We start from the raw sequence: 18,186 nt of genomic DNA on the forward strand, positions 1-18,186 counted from the left end.
GGTCGCGCCGGTTACTGACAGTGCTGGCGAAGCGCAAAACAGGGACAGCGAAGCTGACGACAGCTCCGGTTCCCATGATTTAGTTCCAAGAATGGGCTAAGAAGATGTTCAAGAAGATCCTGATTGCCAACCGCGGCGAGATTGCCTGCCGCGTCATCGCCACCGCCCGCAAGATGGGCATACAGACCGTGGCGGTGTACTCCGATGCGGACCGCGAGGCACGCCACGTCAAGCTGGCCGACGAGGCCGTGCACATCGGTGCCGCTCCCAGCCGCGAGTCCTACCTGCAGGCCGACCGCATCATTGCCGCCTGCAAGCAGACCGGCGCGCAGGCCGTGCACCCGGGCTATGGCTTCCTGTCCGAGAACGAGGCCTTCGCCCGGCGCGTGGAGGAAGAGGGCATCGCCTTCATCGGCCCCAAGCACGCGGCCATCGCGGCCATGGGCGACAAGATCGCCTCCAAGAAGCTGGCCGACAAGGCGGGCGTGAGCACCATCCCCGGCTACAACGATCCCATCGCCGGCCCCGAGGCCGCCGTGGAAATCGCCAAGGGCATTGGCTACCCCGTGATGATCAAGGCCAGCGCCGGCGGCGGCGGCAAGGGCCTGCGCGTGGCCTACAACGACAAGGAAGCCTTCGAGGGCTTTGCCAGCTGCCAGAACGAGGCACGCAACAGCTTCGGCGACGACCGCATCTTCATCGAGAAGTTCGTGCAGGAGCCGCGCCACATCGAGATCCAGGTGCTGGGCGACGGCCACGGCAACGTGATCTACCTGAACGAGCGCGAATGCTCCATCCAGCGCCGGCACCAGAAGGTGATCGAAGAGGCGCCGTCCCCCTTCATCAGCGATGCCACGCGCCGCGCCATGGGAGAGCAGGCCGTGGCCCTGGCCAAGGCCGTGGGCTACCAGAGCGCGGGCACGGTGGAGTTCGTGGTGGGCAAGGACCAGGATTTCTACTTCCTGGAAATGAACACCCGCCTGCAGGTGGAGCATCCGGTGACCGAGTGCATCACCGGCCTGGATCTGGTCGAGCAGATGATCCGCGTGGCCGCTGGCGAGAAGCTGGCCATCGCGCAGGAAGACGTCAAGCGCGATGGCTGGGCCATCGAGTGCCGCATCAACGCCGAGGACCCGTTCCGCAACTTCCTGCCGTCCACCGGCCGCCTGGTGCGCTTTTCGCCGCCCGAGCAGACCATGTGGCAGGCCGACACCGGCCACCTGCATGGCGTGCGCGTGGATACGGGCGTGTATGAAGGCGGCGAAATCCCGATGTTCTACGACTCGATGATCGCCAAGCTCATCGTGCACGGCAGCGACCGCAACGACGCCATCGCCAAGATGCGCGAGGCGCTCAATGCCTTCGTGATCCGGGGCATCAGCTCCAACATCCCGTTCCAGGCCGCGCTGCTGGCCCATCCCAAGTTCAAGAGCGGCGACTTCAACACCGGCTTCATCGCCGAGCATTACGCCCACGGCTTCCACGCCGAGGATGTGCCGCACGGCGACCCCGACTTCCTGGTCGCCCTGGCAGGCCACATGAACCGCCGCTACCGCGCGCGCGCCGCCACCATCAGCGGCCAGATGCGCGGTCATGAGCTCAAGGTCTCGGCCGACTACTGCGTGGTCGTGCTGGGGGCCGATGGCAAGCACCAGTACCGCGAGGTGCAGGTTTCCGACTTCGACGCGGAAAGCCGCGCCAGCACCGTCACCGTGGACGGCAAGCCCTACACCTTCCGCAGCGAGACGCCGATGCGCGCCATGTGCGTGCAGGGCAGCTGCAACGGCAAGCCCTTCACGGCGCAGGTCGAGCGCGGCACGGCCAGGAACCCGCTGGCCCTGCGCGTCATCCACAACGGCACGCAGATCGACGCCCTGGTGCTGTCGCCGCGCGGCGGCGAACTGCACCGGCTCATGCCCTACAAGGCACCGCCGGACCTGTCCAGGTTCCTGCTGTCGCCCATGCCGGGCCTGCTGGTGGACGTGGCCGTGCAGCCGGGCCAGAAGGTGCAGGCCGGCGAAAAGCTGGCCGTGATCGAGGCCATGAAGATGGAAAACATCCTGTTCGCGTCGCAGGACGGTGTGGTCAGCAAGATCAGCGCCGGCAAGGGCGACTCGCTGGCCGTGGACGATGTGATCCTGGAATTCGAGTGATGTCCGTGTGATTCCTGCGCCGCAGGCGTCGACCAGAGAAAAGGCCGGGCAGCAGACCCGGCCTTTTCATTTCCACTGTCGCTTCAACTGCTTTGCCGCACCACCAGCTCATATCCCAGATCCAGGCTGTGCAATGGCAAGGCCTCGCCGCGCATCAATTGCAGCAGCATGCGCGCGCCTTCGGTTCCGATATGGCCGCGCGGCGTGCGGATGGTGGTCAGTGGCGGCACCATCTGGTCGCTGCCGGGCAGGTCGTTGAAGCCGGCGATGGCGATCTGCTGCGGCACGCGGATGCCGCGGCGCAGGGCTTCGAGCAGGGCGCCCTGGGCGATGTCATCGTTGCAGAAGAAGAGGGCATCGACGGATGGATCCAGCCGCAGGGCGGCGTCCAGCAGCTCGGCGCCCAGCGCCATCGAAGTGGGGCGGGGCCACAGCAGTTCCAGGGCCGGGTCGTGCAGGCCCGCGTCCTGCAGGGCCTGGCGGTAGCCAGAGGCGCGCTGCATCACGCGGGCATCGAGCTGGCCTGCACAAAAGGCAATGCGCTTGTGCCCGCGCTCCATCAGATGCCGCGTGATGGCGGCTCCGGCTTCGGCCTGCGAAAACCCCACGCTGGGCGTGCCCGGCTCGCCGCCCAGCTCCATCAGGTGCACGCAGGGCACCTTGCTGGCCTGCACGAGTTCCCGCGCAGCGGGGCTGCGGTCAAAGCCGGTGAGCAGCAGGCCGGCAGGGCGCATGGGCAGGTAGGTGCGCAGCAGTTGCTCCTCTTCGGCCCGGTCATAGTGGGTCACGCCGATCAGCGCGTGGTAGCCGGCGGCGAACAGCACCTTGTGCACAGACTCGATCAGGTCCACGAACAAGGTGTTGGACAGCATGGGCACCAGCACCAGCACCTGGGCGCTTTTCTGGGAGGCCAAAGCGCGCGCGGCAGGGTCGGGCACGTAGCCCATGCGCGCGGCGGCGGCGCGGATTTTCTCGACCAGGGCCGGGTCCACGCGCCGCTCGCCGCGCAGGGCGCGTGAGACCGTCATGGGGCTGACGCCGGCCGCCTGTGCCACATCGCTGAGCGTGATGCGTCCGCTGGCCCGCGAGGAGCGGGCGCGGCCCGTGGCGGGCAGGGCCGGGTCGCAAGGATCGGCGCAGGACGATTCTGGAGATGCAGGCGGAATCTGGCGGGCCAAGGGAATGTCCTAGGTCGGTGGCGGGAGGGTTGGAGATTATGATAGCGCTATCCCAATCATTCGAAGGCCCGCAGTCCTGCGTGTAAACCCGGACGAAGGCCTCTGAAGCACACCGAAATCCAAGGCAGACCCTGGTCTGCCAATTTTTGCAAGAACATGGATAGCGCTATCCCAACAACAACCGACGCCACCGCCGCAAGCAGCAGCCCACGGGCGCTGGTCGTCATGGGCGTTTCCGGCTGCGGCAAGTCGAGCGTGGGGCAGGCCCTGGCTGATGCCCTGGGCTGGACCCTGCACGAGGGCGATGCCCACCATGCCGAGGAAAGCATCCGCAAGATGCAGGCTGGCATCCCCCTGACCGACGACGACCGCAGCGGCTGGCTGGACCGGCTGGCACGGCTGCTGGCCCAGGCCATGCCGGGGCAGGGCGTGGTGCTGACCTGCTCGGCCCTCAAGCGCAAGTACCGCGACCGCCTGCGTGCCGCCGGCCCGGCCGGCGCGGTGGGCTTCGTTTTTCTGGACCTGGACTACGGCACGGCGCTGCAGCGCGTGCAGGAGCGCGCCGGCCACTTCTTCTCGCCCGAGCTGGTGGCCAACCAGTTCGCCACGCTGGAAAGCCCGGCAGGCGAGCGCGCCGTGCTGTCCGTGGACGCCACGCTGCCGCTGGCCGACATCGTGCACCGCGCACAGGACTGGCTCGTCCATCCGGCGCCGCAGGCCGCCCCTCTCTCCCAGAACCCATAACGCCAGGAGACAAAAACCATGCAATCCGATTCCCCCGCAGTCCGGCCCAAGCCGCGCCTGCAGCACTTTGCCGAGGTGCTGATGGTGCTGGCCCTGGCCGGCATGGTCATTGCCGTGTTCGTCAACGTGGTGCTGCGCTATGTGTTTCACACCAGCATCGTTTCCTATGAGGAAATCTCGCGCCTGCTCTTCGTCTGGCTGGTGGCCATTGGGGCCATCGTGGCCGCTTTCGAGGGCAGCCACCTGGGCTTCGACCTTGTGACATCCCGCGTGGGCCCTGGCGCGCGCAAGGTGTTGTTCTGGGTGTCGCAGGCGCTGGTCCTGGTCTGCATGGGCCTGCTGCTGTGGGGCTCATGGGCCCAGGTGCAGGCCGGGCTGAACAGCTACAGCACGGTGCTGGGCTACCCGCTGGCCCTGGGCGCTGCGGCCACCCTGGTGCTGGCCGTGGGCCTGCTGTTGGTGTCGCTGCGCGACCTGCGCCGCGGCGCGCCGACAGAAAACCATGGCGAGACTTCGGTCGAGTAAGGAGCAGGCACCATGGTTGTGACCCTGATCTTTCTGGCCGTGCTGATCGGCGGCATGGTGATCGGCATGCCCATTGCCCAGGCGCTGGTGTTGACCGGCGTGGCGCTGATGTGGCATCTGGACTTCTTCGACTCGCAGCTGCTTGCGCAGAACCTGCAGGCCGGCTTCGACAACTTCCCGCTGCTGGCCGTGCCCTTCTTCATCCTGGCGGGTGAGCTGATGAACGCGGGTGGCCTGTCGCGCCGCATCATTGACCTGGCGCGCGCCTATGTGGGCCATATCCGTGGCGGCCTGGGCTACGTGGCCATTGGCGCCGCCGTGCTGCTGGCCTCGATGAGCGGCTCGGCCATTGCAGATACCGCCGCCCTGGCCACCATCTTGCTGCCCATGATGCGCGAGCAAAAGTACCCCGACAGCTACAGCGCGGGCCTGCTGGCCTCGGGCGGCATCATTGCGCCCATCATTCCGCCGTCCATGCCCTTCGTGATCTACGGCGTGACGACCAACACCTCGATCAGCAAGCTGTTCCTGTCGGGCGTGGTGCCGGGCCTGATCATGGGCGTCTTCCTGATCTTTGCCTGGTGGTCCATCGCCCGCAAGTTCGACCTGTCGCGCGGCGAACGTATGGCCTGGGGCCCGCGTCTGAAGGCACTGGCCAAGAGCTTCTGGGCGATGATGATGCCGGTCATCATCCTGGGTGGCCTCAAGGGCGGCGTGTTCACGCCCACCGAGGCGGCCGTGGTCGCAGCCGTCTACGCGCTGTTCGTGTCCATGGTGATCTACCGCGAGATGACATGGAGCCGTCTGTACGCCGTGTTCCTGGCCGCCGCCAAGACCACGGCCGTGGTCATGCTGCTGTGTGGCGCCGCCACGGTGACGGCCTACATGATCACCCTGGCCGACCTGCCCAACATGCTGGCCGACAGCTTCTCCGGCCTGCTGGGCAACCCCATGCTGTTCATGGCCACGATGATGCTGTTCCTGCTGGTGGTGGGCACGGCCATGGACCTGACGCCGACCATCCTGATCTTCGGCCCCGTGTGCGCGCCGCTGGCCGTCAAGGCGGGCATCGACCCCATCTACTTCGGCTTCATGTTCATCTACGTGGGCTGCATCGGCCTGATCACGCCGCCCGTGGGAACGGTGCAGAACGTGATTGCCGGCGTGGGCCGGCTGCGCATGGAGACCGTGATCAAGGGCACGAACCCGTTCCTGATGGTCTATGTGCTGCTTGCCGTGCTTTTCGTGATTTTTCCGCAAATCATCCTGGCCCCTCTGCGCTGGATGCACTGACCCCCCCACTACAACCCAAGGAGATGAACATGCGTATTCCCTTTGCACTCGCCGGCCTGATGGCCGCCATCACCACGCTGGCCGCCACGGGCCAGGCCATGGCCCAGGACTTCAAGCCGCGCATCGTGCGCTTCGGCTACGGCCTGGTCGATGACTCCAACCAGGGCCGCGCGGCGCGCTTCTTTGCCAAGGAGGTCGAAAAGGCCACGGGCGGCAAGATGAAGGTGCGCGCCATCGGCAATGCCTCGCTGGGATCGGACACGCAGATGCAGCAGGCGCTGATCGGCGGTGCCCAGGAGATGATGGTCGGCTCCACCGCCACCCTGGTCGGCCTGTCGCCCGAGATGGCGGTCTGGGACACGCCGTTCCTGTTCAGCAGCACCAAGGAGGCCGACGCCGTGCTCGACGGCCCCGTGGGCGAGAAGGTCAAGGCCACGCTGGAGCCCAAGGGCATGGTGGGCCTGGTCTACTGGGAGAACGGTTTCCGCAACCTCACCAACAACAAGCGCCCCATCGCCAAGCTGGAAGACCTGGCTGACGTGAAGCTGCGCGTGATGCAGAACAACGTCTTCCTCGACAGCTTCAAGGCCCTGGGCGCCAACGCCGTGCCGCTGCCGTTCTCCGAACTGTTCACCGCGCTGGAAACCCGCGCCGTCGATGGCCAGGAAAACCCGTTCAACACCGTGCTGTCCAGCAAGTTCTACGAGGTGCAGAAGTACCTGACCATCTCCAACCACGTCTACAGCCCCTGGATCGTCACCGTCAGCAAGAAGTGGTGGGACACGCTGACACCGGCCGAGAAGAAGGTGCTGCAGGACGCCGCCGTCAAGAGCCGCGAGTTCGAGCGCAAGGACACGCGCGAGGAAGCGGCCAAGGCCCTGGCCGATATCAAGACCAAGGGCATGCAGGTCAACGAGCTGCCCGCCGCCGAGGTGGGACGCATGCGCGACAAGCTCGCCACGGTCAATGCCGGCATTGCCAAGACCGTGGGCCAGGGTACCTGGGATGAGGTACAGGCCGCCGTCAAGCAGGCGCGCGCAGTGAAGTAAGCTTCGATTCAGGGCCGGACGCACCTGGGAGGGATGCCCCGGCCGACATCCACCAAAAAGACAACGCGACACAGAGAAAACGCGCATCAGCGCATCCGCAGGACACCCCATGAGCACCATCCACCCCATCGTCGACCAGGTCACGCGCCGCATCCGCGAGCGCAGTGCCGAATCACGTGCCGCCTACCTGGAACAGGTGGACGCCATGGCCGCGCGCCCGCCCGGCGCGCAGTCCATGGGCTGTGCCAACGTGGCGCATGCCTTTGCGGGCATTCCAGGCGGCGACAGGATACGCATCGTCGAGGAGAAGGCGCCCAACGTCGCCATCGTCACCGCATACAACGACGTGCTGTCGGCCCACGCACCGCTGGCCCGCTATCCCGACATCCTCAAGGACGAGGCACGCAGGCTGGGCGCCACGGCGCAGGTCGCCGGCGGCGTACCCGCCATGTGCGACGGCGTGACCCAGGGCGCGCCCGGCATGGAGCTGAGCCTGTTCAGCCGGGATGCCATTGCCATGGGCACGGCCATCGCGCTCTCGCACGACGTATTCGACGCTGCGCTGATGCTGGGCATCTGCGACAAGATCGTGCCGGGCCTCTTGATCGGCGCCCTGCATTTCGGGCACCTGCCCACGGTCTTCGTGCCGGCGGGACCCATGACCTCGGGCCTGTCCAACGGCGACAAGGCCAAGGTGCGCGAACAGGCCGCGCAGGGCCTGGTGGGCCGCAAGGAGCTGCTGGCCGCCGAATCGGCTGCCTACCATGGCGAAGGCACCTGCACCTTCTACGGCACGGCCAACAGCAACCAGATGCTGCTGGAGGCCATGGGCCTGCACGTGCCGGGCACGGCCTTCATCAACCCGGCCGACGGCGAGCGCGAACTGCTCACGCGCGAGGCCATGCGCAGCGTGCTGGCCATCACCAGGAACAAGCGCTTCGCCCCCATCGGCCGCGTGGTGGACGAGCGCTGCATCGTCAACGCCATGGTGGCCCTGCTGGCCACGGGCGGCTCCACCAACCACCTGATCCACTGGGTGGCGGTGGCGCGCGCTGCGGGCATCACCATCGACTGGAACGATTTTTCCGAGCTCTCGGGCGTGGTGCCGCTGCTGGCCCGCGTCTATCCCAATGGCAGCGCCGACGTGAACCAGTTCCAGGCCGCAGGCGGTCCGGGCTATGTGATCGGCCAGTTGCTCAAGGCCGGCCTCATGCATGGCGATGTGCTCACCGTGCGGCCCGATGGCCTGCAGGAGTTCGCGCGCATTCCGGCCGTGGACAACGGCCAGTTGGCCTGGCATGCGGCCGAAGTCTCCGGCGACCTGTCCGTGCTGCGCCCGGCCGATGCGCCCTTCAGCGCCACGGGCGGGCTCAAGCTGCTGTCCGGCAACCTGGGGCGCAGCGTGATCAAGGTCAGCGCCGTGCCCGAGGACCGCCATGTGGTCGAGGCGCCCGCACGCGTCTTCGACTCTCAGGAAGCGCTGCAGCAGGCCTTCAAGGCCGGCGAACTGGACCGCGATGTCATCTGCGTAGTGCGCTGGCAGGGGCCGCGCGCCAATGGCATGCCCGAGCTGCACAAGCTCACTCCGCCCCTGGCCGTGCTGCAGGGCAAGGGCTACAAGGTGGCCCTGGTCACGGACGGCCGCATGAGCGGCGCCTCGGGCAAGGTGCCTGCGGCCATCCACGTCTCGCCCGAGGCCTGCGTGGGCGGGCCGCTGGCGCGCCTGCGCGATGGCGACCTGGTGCGCCTGGACGCCGTGGCCGGCACCCTGGCCGTGCTGGTCGATGAATCCGAATGGCAGCAACGCCTGGTGGCCACCATGCCCCGGGCGCTGCGCCAAGCCAATGGCCGGGGTTTCGGCCGCGAACTGTTTGCCGGATTCCGGCGCCACGCGCTCAGCGCAGAAGAGGGAGCTTGCACATGGATCAACGACTGACGGCCTTGGAGCTCATGCAGGACGCGCCGGTCATCCCGGTCATCGTTCTCAACGACCTCGCGCATGCCGTTCCCATGGCCCAGGCCCTGGTCGCGGGCGGCATCCGCGTGCTGGAGGTCACGCTGCGCACGCCCCAGGGCCTGGCCAGCATCGAGGCCATTGCGCGCGCCGTGCCCGAGGCCATCGTAGGCGCCGGCACCGTGCGCAGCGCAGCCGATGCGCGCGCCTGTGCCCATGCTGGCGCGCGCTTTGCCGTGAGTCCCGGCTACACCAGCGCACTGGGCCAGGCCTGCCAGGACCTGCAGTTGCCGCTGCTGCCCGGCGTGGCCACCAGCGGCGAGATCATGGCGGCCCAGGACGACGGCTTCAACGAGCTGAAATTCTTCCCCGCCGTGCAGGCGGGCGGCACGGCCATGCTCAAGGCCTGGCAGGGTCCGTTCGGCGATGTGCGCTTTTGCCCCACGGGCGGCGTGTCGCCGGCCAATGCCCAGGAGTTCCTGGCCCTGAAGAATGTGGTCTGCGTGGGCGGCTCCTGGCTGGTGCCCACGGATGCGCTGGAGCAGGGCGACTGGAGCCGCATCACGGCGCTGGCCCGCCAGGCCAAGGCTCTGCGCAAAGCCTGACGAAAGGGCCGGTGGGACGCAGCGGGGCGCTGCGGGGCGCTGCGGCACAATCGTCGCCCTCCAGCCAGACGAGAGGGCCGCCGCCATGATGAAGATCGACTCCACCACCGTGCAGCTCGTGCTGGCCATTGCCGAGGAGGGCAGCATCTCGCGCGCTGCCGACCGGCTGCAGCTGGCGGTGGCGGCGGCCTCGCGGCGGCTCAGTGATCTGGAGGCCCAGCTCGGCACGCGCCTGTTCAAGCGACAGCCCCATGGCGTGCAGGCCACCGAGCCCGGCCTCAAGCTGCTGGCCCATATCCGGCAGATCGGCAACCTGGTCGATCGCCTGGAGGGCGATGCCCAGGCCCTGGGCCGCGGCCGTGACGGCCGCATCATCATCGGCGCGCCCAAGTCGGCCCTCCTGCAGTTCCTGGCCGCCGACATCGCGGCCACCCAGCGCCGCTATCCCCACATCACGCTGCAGGTGATGGAAGAAAACAGCCGCATCGTCCAGCAACTGCTGCGCGACAAGGTCATCGACATCGGCATCTTCGAGAAAACCAGCGGATTCGTGGACCTGCCGCGCGCCGACTACCGGCGCGACAGCCTGGTGCTGGTCTACAGCCGCAGGCATTTCAGCTTCGGCGACCAGCCCGTGGAGCTGGACCGGCTGCTGGAGTGCCGCATCGTCAGCCTGGGCCGGGGCTCGGCCATCCTGAATGCCCTGCGCCGTGCCCATCACAGCCGGGGCAGGGTGTTCCGCAATGATTTCACGGTCAGCGGCTTCGACACCATGCTGGCCCTGGTGCGCGAAGGCCTGGGCGTGGGCCTGATGCCGCCAGGCGTGCTGCGCAGCTTCCACCCCGGGCCGGAGCTGGGCTGTGCCGCGCTGGAAGGCGACTGGCACGAGCGCAGCTATGTGCTGTCCTTCATCGAAGGGCAGGCACAGCAACAGGCGTTGCACAACGTGGTGGCGGCGCTGCTGCATCCCGCCTCCGAGGCGAACTGAGAGCGTCACGGTTTCGCATATGGCGAAACCAGGCATGCGTTCCACAGGCTTGCGGCGAATCCGACGCGCGGCGACAGTGGCTGCACAACAACGATGTGCAGGAGACAGACATGAGACGCCGCGACTTCATCGCGGCCGGCGCCGCCGCGCTGGCCGCTCCCTGGGCAGGGGCCTCGCCCCCGGGCTCCGACCTGCCCAAGGGCCCCGTCAAGATCCTGGTGGGCTGGGCGCCCGGTGGCGGCACCGATGTGTTCGCGCGCATCGTGGGCCAGAAATTGTCCGAGGTCTGGGGCAGGCCCGTGGTCGTGGAGAACAAGCCCGGCGCCACCGGCTCGCTGGCGGCCGAGTACTTCGCCAGGACGCGCTTCACCGAAGGCATCAACCTGCTGATGGCCCATGTGAACACCCATGCCATCTCGCCGCAGATCTTCAGGTCCATCACCTATGACCCGCTCAAGGACTACGCGCCCATCGCCCTCATCGGCGCCACGCCCCACATCCTGGTGACCAGCAGCAGGAACAGCCATGGCTCGGTGCAGGAGGTGGTGGAGCTGTGCCGCAAAAGCCCCGGCAAGATCAGCTTCGGCTCGTCGGGCACGGGCTCGGTACAGCACCTGGCGGCCGAAATGTTCAACATGGCGGCTGGCGTCAAGAGCATCCACGTGCCCTACAAGGGCTCCGGCCCCATGCAGACCGACCTCATCGGCGGCCAGATCGACTTCAGCTTCGACACCATGACGGCCGCCACCGCCCAGGTGCGCGCCGGAAAAATGCTGGGCATCGCCCAGACCCGCGTAAACCGTGCCAAGGGATTCCCGGCCATGCCCACCATGGACGAGCAAGGCTTCAAGGGCTTTGACGCATCGAGCTGGTACGGCGTCGTCGGCCCGCGCGACATGTCCAGGGAACTGGCCCAGCGCATCAATGCCGACATCAACCGCGTGCTGGCCATGCCCGACGTGGTCAGCCGCTTCGACGGATACGGCGTGGAGGACGGCGGCGGCTCCGTGGACAAGTTCGCGGCCTTCATGGCTGCCGAATACAAGAAGTGGGGCGACGTCGTTCGCGCCGCAAAAGTGACCGAAGAAAGCTGAGGACCCGGCATGAGCAATTCCCCATCCAACCCGCAACAACTGCCCCTGCAAGGCATACGCGTGCTTGACGTCAGCCAGGTCATGGCCGGGCCCTTTGCCTGCATGCTGCTGGCCGACCTGGGCGCCGATGTCATCAAGGTCGAGCCTCCGGGCACCGGAGACCAGACGCGCGGTGCCATGGGCTTCAAGATGAAGGGCCCGGACAGCATGGGCTTTCTGAACATGAACCGCAACAAGCGGTCGCTGACGCTGGACCTCAAGAGCGAGGAGGGGCGTGAGGCCTTCTACCAATTGGCCACGACAGCTGATGTCATCGTCGAGAACTACCGGCCCGGCGTGGTCCAGCGCCTGAAGATCGACTATGAAAGCATTCGCCGCATCAATCCGCGCATCGTCTATGTCAGCATCTCGGGCTTCGGCCAGAGCGGGCCCTGGGCCCAGCGGCCGGGGTTCGACCTCATGGCCCAGGCCATGTCGGGCGTGATGAGCGTCACCGGCTACAAGGGAGAGAAACCCGTCAAGGCCGGCGTGCCCGTGGCCGACATCGGTTGCGCACTGTTCGCCACCTACGGACTGCTGGCCGCCTACATCGGCGCGCAGAAGACAGGGCAGGGCCAGCACATAGACGCCTCGCTGTTCGACTCGGCCATGGCTTTCTCGATCTGGGACATGTCCGAATACTGGGGCACCGGCGTGCCGCCCGCGCCGCTGGGCACCAGCAACAAGATGAGCGCCCCCTACCAGGCCGTGAAGGCGTGCGACGGCTACTTCGTCATGGGCGCCACCAACCAGAAACTCTGGGCCAGGCTGTGCGCGCTGATCGAGCGCCCCGATCTGCTCGAGCACCCCGACTACGCCACCGTGGCGCTGCGCCTGAAGCACCGCGAGGCACTGATAGGCGAGCTGGAAGCGGAATTGGCCCACCACGACAGCGCCGACTGGGTGGACCGCATGCTGGAGGCCGGAATTCCCGCCGGCCCGCTGCTCACCTATCCGCAAGCCTTCGAGGGCGAGCATGGCCGGCACCGCGGCATGTGCATGGAGATCGACCACCCCATCGAAGGCAAGGTCAAGAACATCGGCTTTCCCGTCAAGATGCTGGGCACCCCCCAGCAGGTGCGCCGCCATCCGCCCCTGCTGGGCGAGCACAACGCGGAAATCATGGCCGAACTCCGTGCCCTGAAGGCCGCCGCATGAGCACCGCCCTGCATGAATCCGTGGCGCTGACCGTTCACGCCGGGGGCGCGGCCGAGATCCTCATCGACCGCCCCGAACGCCACAACGCCATGAGCATGCCCATGTACGAGGCATTGCTCACGGCCCTGGAGCGCTGCCAGGCCGACTCGGCCATCCGCTGCGTGATGCTGCGCGGTGCGGGCGGCAAATCCTTCATCTCGGGCACGGACATCGCCTACTTCAAGGACTTCCATGACGGCCAGCAAGGCATTGCCTATGAAGCCTTCGTGGAGCGCGTGATCGACGCCGTGGAGCGCATCGCCGTGCCCACTATCGCCGTCATCGACGGCTGGGCCGTGGGCGGCGGCCTGGCCCTGGCCACGGCATGCGACTTTCGCATCTGCAGCACCGGCTCGCGCTTCGGTGCGCCGATTGCCAAGACGCTGTCCAACACGCTGTCGTCACGCAACATCGCCCGCCTGGTGGCCAGCCTGGGCGTGCCACGCGTCAAGCGCATGCTGCTGCTGGCGGACTACCTGTCAGCCGAGCAGGCCGAGGCCTGCGGGTTCGTGCATACGGTGGTGCCGGCAGATCGGTTGCAGGCCCAGGCACAGGCGCTGGCCGAGCAGCTCATGGCCTTGTCGGCAACCACCCAGTCAGCAGTCAAGGAAAGCCTGCGGCGCATCGTCGTGGAGCAGCGGCTGGATGATGAGGATCTGGTGTCGGCGGTGTATGGGAGTGGGGAGTTTCGGGCGGGGGTGGTGGGATTCAACAGGCAATGATTTGAGCCAGCCTTGCCAGAATCTGGCGCAATCCTACAAATTGCTTGGCTAAACTCCACAGCCTGGAAAGAGGCGGTGGCTGCATTCTTGGCCTGAAAGAAAAGGCCGGTTGCTGCGCGTAGCCGCCCCTCAGATCAACGCAGCCCGAGAAATCCCATGCAAATCAATAAATGCATTTCCGTCCTGCTGGCCAGCAGCTTCATCCTGCCGGTTCTGCCTGCGCATGCAGGCGAAGAGACGGTGCAGCTCATGTCCAACGGTCGTTATCAGACCTACAGCCTGCCCGACGACGCGCAGCAGGTCCAACTGGTCGAGACCTTGGCGGGCAACTGCAGCTACAACCAGAACTGGGGCTATGACCTGGGCCGCCGGGAGATGTGGGTCAAGGACGGCTGCGGCGGGCGTTTCCGCATCCTGACCGGCCTGCCCCAGGGCGCGCAGGGCCAGGAAGGCGGAAGCGACAACACGGGCGCATGGATCGCCGGTGCCGCCGTGGCAGCCATTGCCGGCGCCGCCATTTTGGCGAACAAGCGCGACAAGGACCGCGAACGTGAACGCGACGAGCAATGGAACGATGACCACTATCCGGGCTACCCGGGCCATCAGCCCGGCGGCTACCCGTCGTGGGGAGGACGGGAGGTGCGGGGCCAGAACGGCCTGTGCCTGGATGTGTCGGGTGGCCTGCGCCCGGGCAACGGCCTTATCGTGTACCACTGCAGCGGCGGTGAAAACCAGCGCTTCACGCTGACGCGTGATGGCGAGATGCGCGTGGGCGACCTGTGCCTGGACGTCGCCGACGGAAGCACGCGCAATGGCGCGCGCGTGATCGCCTGGCAATGCCGCAACCAGCCCAACCAGAAATGGGACTGGAGCCGTGGACAGATCCGCAGCCGCTTTGCCAACAAGTGCCTGGACATCGAAGGCGGCAATGCCCGGCCGGGCCAGCCCGTCATCGTGTGGTCCTGCGCCGGCGGCCCCAACCAGCGCTGGAACTGAGGACGCTTGTTGCACAAGCTCTCTGCCGCGCCCGGGCCAGTGCCCGGCCGCAACGCCGTCGCGGGCATTCGGCGGCTGGGGGCCTTGCAGTGGCTGGGCCTGATCACTGGCGCCGTGCTGCTGGGCGATGCCGTGGTGCTGATGGCACGCGGCATGTTCAATCTGGGCGTGACGCTGCCAGCGGTGCTGGGCCTGCTATTCATGGCGTGCAGCTTCTGGCGCGCGGCCATTGAGCGCAGGCTGCGCGCCAGTGCATGGATTCGGCGCGCATGGTGGCTGGGCTGGACGGCGTTGGCGATGTGGCTGGTCAGCCTGCTGGTGTTCTGGGTACACCTTTTGTCCGCCTCGTCCGGGTTGCCACCGGACCAGCCGGTGCAGGCCATCGTGGTGCTGGGCAGTGCCACGCGTGACGGCCAGCCGTCGCTCACGCTGGCCCAGCGGCTGGACCGCGCTGCCGAGCTGGCCGCCCGCCAGCCCAAGGCGCTGGTGCTCACCAGCGGCGGGGTGGACTTTGGGGAAAGCGAGAGCGAGGGCGCCATCATGGCGCGCTATCTGCAGCAGCGCCACGGCCTGCCGCCCGAGCGCCTGCTGATGGAGGAACGCAGCACCAGCACGGCGCTGAACCTGGCATGGAGCCTGCCCCTGCTGCAGGAGCGCGGCGTGGCCCCGGACGCGGCGATTGCCATCGTCACCAGCGATTTCCACACGCTGCGCGCGGGCTGGATCGCCGAGCGCAGCGGCTACGGCCAGGCCTTCACCGTGGGCGCGCCCACGCCCGTGACGATCCGCGCCAACGCCTGGCTGCGCGAGTACTTTGCGGTGATCAGCGGCTGGGTGCTGGGGGAGTTCTGAGCCCCATGGCGGCATTGCCCGCTGCGCCTTGCGTGCCCCGGTTTGCCTCCACAATGTGATTCTTCATACATCAACAGGAGCGAGACAGTGGCAAGCGAACAGCGTCCTTTCCGGGTTCTGGGCATACAGCAGGTGGCCATCGGCGGCACCGACAAGCAGCGCATGAAGCGCCTGTGGGTGGACATGCTGGGGCTGACCCAGACCGGCACCTTCCAGAGCGAGCGCGAGAACGTGGACGAAGACATCCTGGCCATGGGCCAGGGAGCGCACAAGGTGGAGGTGGACATCATGCAGCCGCTGGACATCGACAGGAAGCCTGCCGTCCACACCACGCCGCTGAACCATATCGGCCTGTGGATCGACGACCTGCCGCTGGCCGTGCAGTGGCTGACGGAGCAGGGCGTGCGCTTTGCGCCCGGCGGCATTCGCAAGGGCGCGGCCGGCTACGACATCTGTTTTCTGCACCCCAAGAGCAATGACGAGTTCCCGATTGCCGGCGAGGGCGTGCTGATCGAGCTGGTGCAGGCGCCGGCCGAGGTGATCGCCGCCCTGGGCTGAGGCGCCTTCAGGCGAAAGGCTGGACACGCCGCTCGGCATGCTCCAGCAGCCACAGCCTTTTTCTGGCGCGCGTCATGGCCACGTACAGGCGGTTGCGCTCCAGAAAGGCCAGCGCGTGCGGGGCCGTCGCCGGAAAGCGGCCAGGCTCCATGAAGGGCAGGGCGACGTGGTCGTACTCCTTGCCCTTGGCTTCCTCGATGGTGCTCAGATGGAAGTCGAATCCGCGCTCGGCCCGCACGGCACGCTCGAAGCGCGTGGCCATGGCCGCCACCTGAGCCAGCATGTCGGGCACGGTCATGCCCGCCACCGAATCCATGAAAGCCTCCACGCGCTGACGCAATGCCGCCGACTGGGCCTGCGACAGGGCCACGCCGGCAAACAGCCCCCAGACATCGGCCTGCTCCAGCAGGCCCCGCGCATCGGACTGCAGGGCCAGCGGCAGCTGCAGAAAGCTGCCGAAGGCCTTGAAGTTGCGTTGTCCGCCCTGCAGGCTCGATTGGTCGCTCAGGAAGCGCCAGATGATCTGCGGGTTGTGCAGCATCTCGCCTGCCATGCGCTGGGCCAGCGTGTGGCGGCTGGATGGGTCGGCCATGTCACCGCCTGCCACGCTGCCCTTGCCGTAGAACAGCGCACCTTCCACGAAGGCCGCCAGGATCTCGCTGCCCAGCACGCTGGTCTCGGCCTTCCAGGACAGCGCCTGCATGCCATGTGCATAGCAAAGGCCCAGCAGCAGGGCAATCTCGCGCTGCAGGTAAAAACGCTTGAAGCCGTAGAAGCTGGCGGACTTGCCGGCGCGGTGGATGGCCCATTCCAGCGCGCAGGCGTCCTGCTCGTGGCGCAGGATCACGGTCAGCGAGGGATTGCGCGCGCTGCCAGAAGGCGGCTCGCCCGGCGCAGCGGGTTCGGTGGCACGTGCCAGGCTGGCCTGGATCTGCAGCAGCTGGTCAATGCACTCGCTGTCATCGGTGTGCTGCAGTTGCTGCACGGTGCTGAAGCGCGTGGGCGCCGCTGTCAAGCCCACATTGAACAGCGCATTGACGGCCTTGGCCACTTGGAGGCCAAAGCGCCGCGACTGGGTCAGCGCCAGCGTGGCCGTGGCCTGGGGCAGGAAATCATCGAGCTGGTGGAGCTTGTCGCGGAACACGGACCAGGCCTGTGCCTCGATGTGCTGGTTGAAGTCGCCTGCGCCCAGAAAGGCGCAGCCGCTGGTTCCGACCAGGGCGCGCAGCACCTGCAGCGAGGCAGGGTCCAGGTCATGCATCTCGTCGAACACCACCAGGTCGTAGCGCGGCAGGTCCAGCGCCTGGCCCTGCAGGGCGTCGCTGGCCAGTGCATGGCTGCAGTCGCCTTCGGCGTAGTACAGCGGGTCGCCGCAGTGATCGATGCGGCGGCGCTCGTACTCGAAGAACAGGCAGGCCAGGCGATAGTCGAGCAAATACTCCTCGCAGAAACTCGCCAGTCCCATGCCTTCCTCGGCCAGGCGCTGGGGCAGCAACGACTTCTTGGCGCCGAGGTTGAAGTCCCAGAAGGCGTCCAGATCCAGATCGCCGGGCTGCTCGAACAAAGGGTCGGGCTGCCAGGCCAGTCGCTCGCACAGCGCGGCATGGGCCTCGCGCACACGGGCCTGCAGCGCCACGCGGTCGGCCAGAAAGCGGGCCGCCGGGTCGCGGCGGCGGATCTGCTGGGCCGCCCAGCGCTCCACCGTGGTGATCTGCACCTGGGGCGGCACCTCGCGCACCAGTTGCTGCAGCCGGTGATGGAAGGCCGCCACGCCGGAGCGCGAATACGCCAGCACCAGAATGCGCTGCGCCTGGCCGCTGCGGCAGGCCTGGACCACCTTGCAGGCCAGCGTCGTGGTCTTGCCCACTCCCGCCAGCGCAGCCACGATGGCCGAACGCCCCTCATGCGCCAGGATGGCCTGCTGCTCGCGCGAGAGCAGCAGCGGCTTGCCGTGATCGGTAGGAAATTCCAGGGAGCGCAGGGACATGTGAGGGAAATCTGAGCAAAAGCGGCGAAAGCAGAGGGAAACGGGTTCAGCCGCAGGCCGGCAGGGCTGAAAGCCGCTGTGGCGACGACGGCGGGCACCCATTGTGGTCGTTTTGGAGAGGCATCTGGCAGGTATTGGGAATCCGTTGCCGCGCCTGTCCACGCATCTTTTGAAGCGCTCATCGGACAATTGAGCGATGTTGACCGCCAATGGCCGCGTGCTTGCGGCAAGAAGAAGTCACCGAGAAGAACT

At 67.1% G+C, this 18,186-nt stretch carries 16 protein-coding genes; 14 read left to right on the plus strand and 2 right to left on the minus strand.

The features are described 5' to 3' along the window. Positions 1–104 precede the first annotated feature (104 nt). The gene (locus tag DTS01S_RS24965; RefSeq protein WP_017407904.1) at positions 105–2,153 is read left to right on the plus strand and encodes an acetyl-CoA carboxylase biotin carboxylase subunit; all 2,049 of its coding nucleotides are present in this window, start codon (positions 105–107) and stop codon (positions 2,151–2,153) included. An 83-nt stretch (positions 2,154–2,236) separates the two neighbouring features. On the opposite strand, the gene gntR is transcribed toward DTS01S_RS24965, so the two are convergent. Beyond that, the gene (gntR, locus tag DTS01S_RS24970; RefSeq protein WP_046983925.1) at positions 2,237–3,331 is read right to left on the minus strand and encodes an HTH-type transcriptional regulator GntR; all 1,095 of its coding nucleotides are present in this window, start codon (positions 3,329–3,331) and stop codon (positions 2,237–2,239) included. A 156-nt stretch (positions 3,332–3,487) separates the two neighbouring features. Here gntR and DTS01S_RS24975 point away from each other — a divergent pair, with 156 nt between their 5' ends. From DTS01S_RS24975 to DTS01S_RS25035, 13 genes are all read left to right on the plus strand, one after another. Further along, on the plus strand, positions 3,488–4,075 hold the full coding sequence (locus DTS01S_RS24975) for a gluconokinase (protein ID WP_254788058.1): 588 nt from the start codon (positions 3,488–3,490) through the stop codon (positions 4,073–4,075). An 18-nt stretch (positions 4,076–4,093) separates the two neighbouring features. Then, positions 4,094–4,600: a TRAP transporter small permease gene (locus DTS01S_RS24980; protein WP_017405761.1), complete on the plus strand. Its 507-nt coding sequence runs from the start codon at positions 4,094–4,096 to the stop codon at positions 4,598–4,600. Between the two features lie 12 nt (positions 4,601–4,612). Next, the gene (locus DTS01S_RS24985) at positions 4,613–5,893 is read left to right on the plus strand and encodes a TRAP transporter large permease (RefSeq protein ID WP_016446058.1); all 1,281 of its coding nucleotides are present in this window, start codon (positions 4,613–4,615) and stop codon (positions 5,891–5,893) included. A gap of 29 nt (positions 5,894–5,922) precedes the next feature. Next, entirely contained in the window at positions 5,923–6,942 is a 1,020-nt protein-coding gene (locus tag DTS01S_RS24990; RefSeq protein WP_016453430.1) for a TRAP transporter substrate-binding protein, read from the plus strand. 109 nt (positions 6,943–7,051) lie between these two features. Continuing rightward, complete coding sequence (edd, locus tag DTS01S_RS24995; protein WP_016453429.1) at positions 7,052–8,878, plus strand: phosphogluconate dehydratase; 1,827 nt, start codon at positions 7,052–7,054, stop codon at positions 8,876–8,878. After that, positions 8,863–9,501 (plus strand): bifunctional 4-hydroxy-2-oxoglutarate aldolase/2-dehydro-3-deoxy-phosphogluconate aldolase, encoded by a 639-nt coding sequence (locus DTS01S_RS25000; protein ID WP_061289397.1) that lies wholly within the window; start codon positions 8,863–8,865, stop codon positions 9,499–9,501. The genes edd and DTS01S_RS25000 overlap by 16 nt, the downstream gene beginning before the upstream one ends. A gap of 85 nt (positions 9,502–9,586) precedes the next feature. Beyond that, complete coding sequence (locus DTS01S_RS25005; RefSeq protein WP_061289400.1) at positions 9,587–10,489, plus strand: LysR family transcriptional regulator; 903 nt, start codon at positions 9,587–9,589, stop codon at positions 10,487–10,489. A 110-nt stretch (positions 10,490–10,599) separates the two neighbouring features. Next, entirely contained in the window at positions 10,600–11,583 is a 984-nt protein-coding gene (locus DTS01S_RS25010) for a Bug family tripartite tricarboxylate transporter substrate binding protein (RefSeq protein WP_016453427.1), read from the plus strand. Between the two features lie 9 nt (positions 11,584–11,592). Then, on the plus strand, positions 11,593–12,780 hold the full coding sequence (locus DTS01S_RS25015) for a CaiB/BaiF CoA transferase family protein (protein ID WP_061289403.1): 1,188 nt from the start codon (positions 11,593–11,595) through the stop codon (positions 12,778–12,780). Continuing rightward, positions 12,777–13,541 (plus strand): enoyl-CoA hydratase, encoded by a 765-nt coding sequence (locus DTS01S_RS25020; protein WP_061289406.1) that lies wholly within the window; start codon positions 12,777–12,779, stop codon positions 13,539–13,541. The genes DTS01S_RS25015 and DTS01S_RS25020 overlap by 4 nt, the downstream gene beginning before the upstream one ends. Before the next feature lie 156 nt (positions 13,542–13,697). After that, entirely contained in the window at positions 13,698–14,537 is an 840-nt protein-coding gene (locus DTS01S_RS25025) for a lectin (protein ID WP_061289409.1), read from the plus strand. 9 nt (positions 14,538–14,546) lie between these two features. Continuing rightward, positions 14,547–15,389: a YdcF family protein gene (locus DTS01S_RS25030; protein WP_061289421.1), complete on the plus strand. Its 843-nt coding sequence runs from the start codon at positions 14,547–14,549 to the stop codon at positions 15,387–15,389. Between the two features lie 87 nt (positions 15,390–15,476). Next, positions 15,477–15,947 carry a VOC family protein gene (locus tag DTS01S_RS25035; RefSeq protein WP_026062485.1) on the plus strand — a complete coding sequence of 157 codons (471 nt, stop codon included), beginning with the start codon at positions 15,477–15,479 and terminating at the stop codon, positions 15,945–15,947. Between the two features lie 7 nt (positions 15,948–15,954). Here the strand turns inward: DTS01S_RS25035 and DTS01S_RS25040 are convergent, their stop codons facing one another. Further along, positions 15,955–17,934 carry a UvrD-helicase domain-containing protein gene (locus tag DTS01S_RS25040; RefSeq protein ID WP_017405770.1) on the minus strand — a complete coding sequence of 660 codons (1,980 nt, stop codon included), beginning with the start codon at positions 17,932–17,934 and terminating at the stop codon, positions 15,955–15,957. Between the last annotated feature and the right edge of the window lie 252 nt (positions 17,935–18,186).

Source organism: Delftia tsuruhatensis NBRC 16741, from assembly GCF_001571325.1.
Taxonomy (GTDB): domain Bacteria; phylum Pseudomonadota; class Gammaproteobacteria; order Burkholderiales; family Burkholderiaceae_C; genus Comamonas; species Comamonas tsuruhatensis.

Coding starts and splice junctions, on each gene's coding strand:
- DTS01S_RS25010 (WP_016453427.1), top strand. CDS start 10,600: ATGAGACGCCGCGACTTCATCGCGGCCGGCGCCGCCGCGCTGGCCGCT.
- DTS01S_RS24985 (WP_016446058.1), top strand. CDS start 4,613: ATGGTTGTGACCCTGATCTTTCTGGCCGTGCTGATCGGCGGCATGGTG.
- DTS01S_RS24965 (WP_017407904.1), top strand. CDS start 105: ATGTTCAAGAAGATCCTGATTGCCAACCGCGGCGAGATTGCCTGCCGC.
- DTS01S_RS24975 (WP_254788058.1), top strand. CDS start 3,488: ATGGATAGCGCTATCCCAACAACAACCGACGCCACCGCCGCAAGCAGC.
- DTS01S_RS25020 (WP_061289406.1), top strand. CDS start 12,777: ATGAGCACCGCCCTGCATGAATCCGTGGCGCTGACCGTTCACGCCGGG.
- DTS01S_RS24980 (WP_017405761.1), top strand. CDS start 4,094: ATGCAATCCGATTCCCCCGCAGTCCGGCCCAAGCCGCGCCTGCAGCAC.
- DTS01S_RS25025 (WP_061289409.1), top strand. CDS start 13,698: ATGCAAATCAATAAATGCATTTCCGTCCTGCTGGCCAGCAGCTTCATC.
- DTS01S_RS24990 (WP_016453430.1), top strand. CDS start 5,923: ATGCGTATTCCCTTTGCACTCGCCGGCCTGATGGCCGCCATCACCACG.
- DTS01S_RS25005 (WP_061289400.1), top strand. CDS start 9,587: ATGATGAAGATCGACTCCACCACCGTGCAGCTCGTGCTGGCCATTGCC.
- DTS01S_RS25000 (WP_061289397.1), top strand. CDS start 8,863: ATGGATCAACGACTGACGGCCTTGGAGCTCATGCAGGACGCGCCGGTC.
- DTS01S_RS25015 (WP_061289403.1), top strand. CDS start 11,593: ATGAGCAATTCCCCATCCAACCCGCAACAACTGCCCCTGCAAGGCATA.
- edd (WP_016453429.1), top strand. CDS start 7,052: ATGAGCACCATCCACCCCATCGTCGACCAGGTCACGCGCCGCATCCGC.
- DTS01S_RS25040 (WP_017405770.1), bottom strand. CDS start 17,934: ATGTCCCTGCGCTCCCTGGAATTTCCTACCGATCACGGCAAGCCGCTG.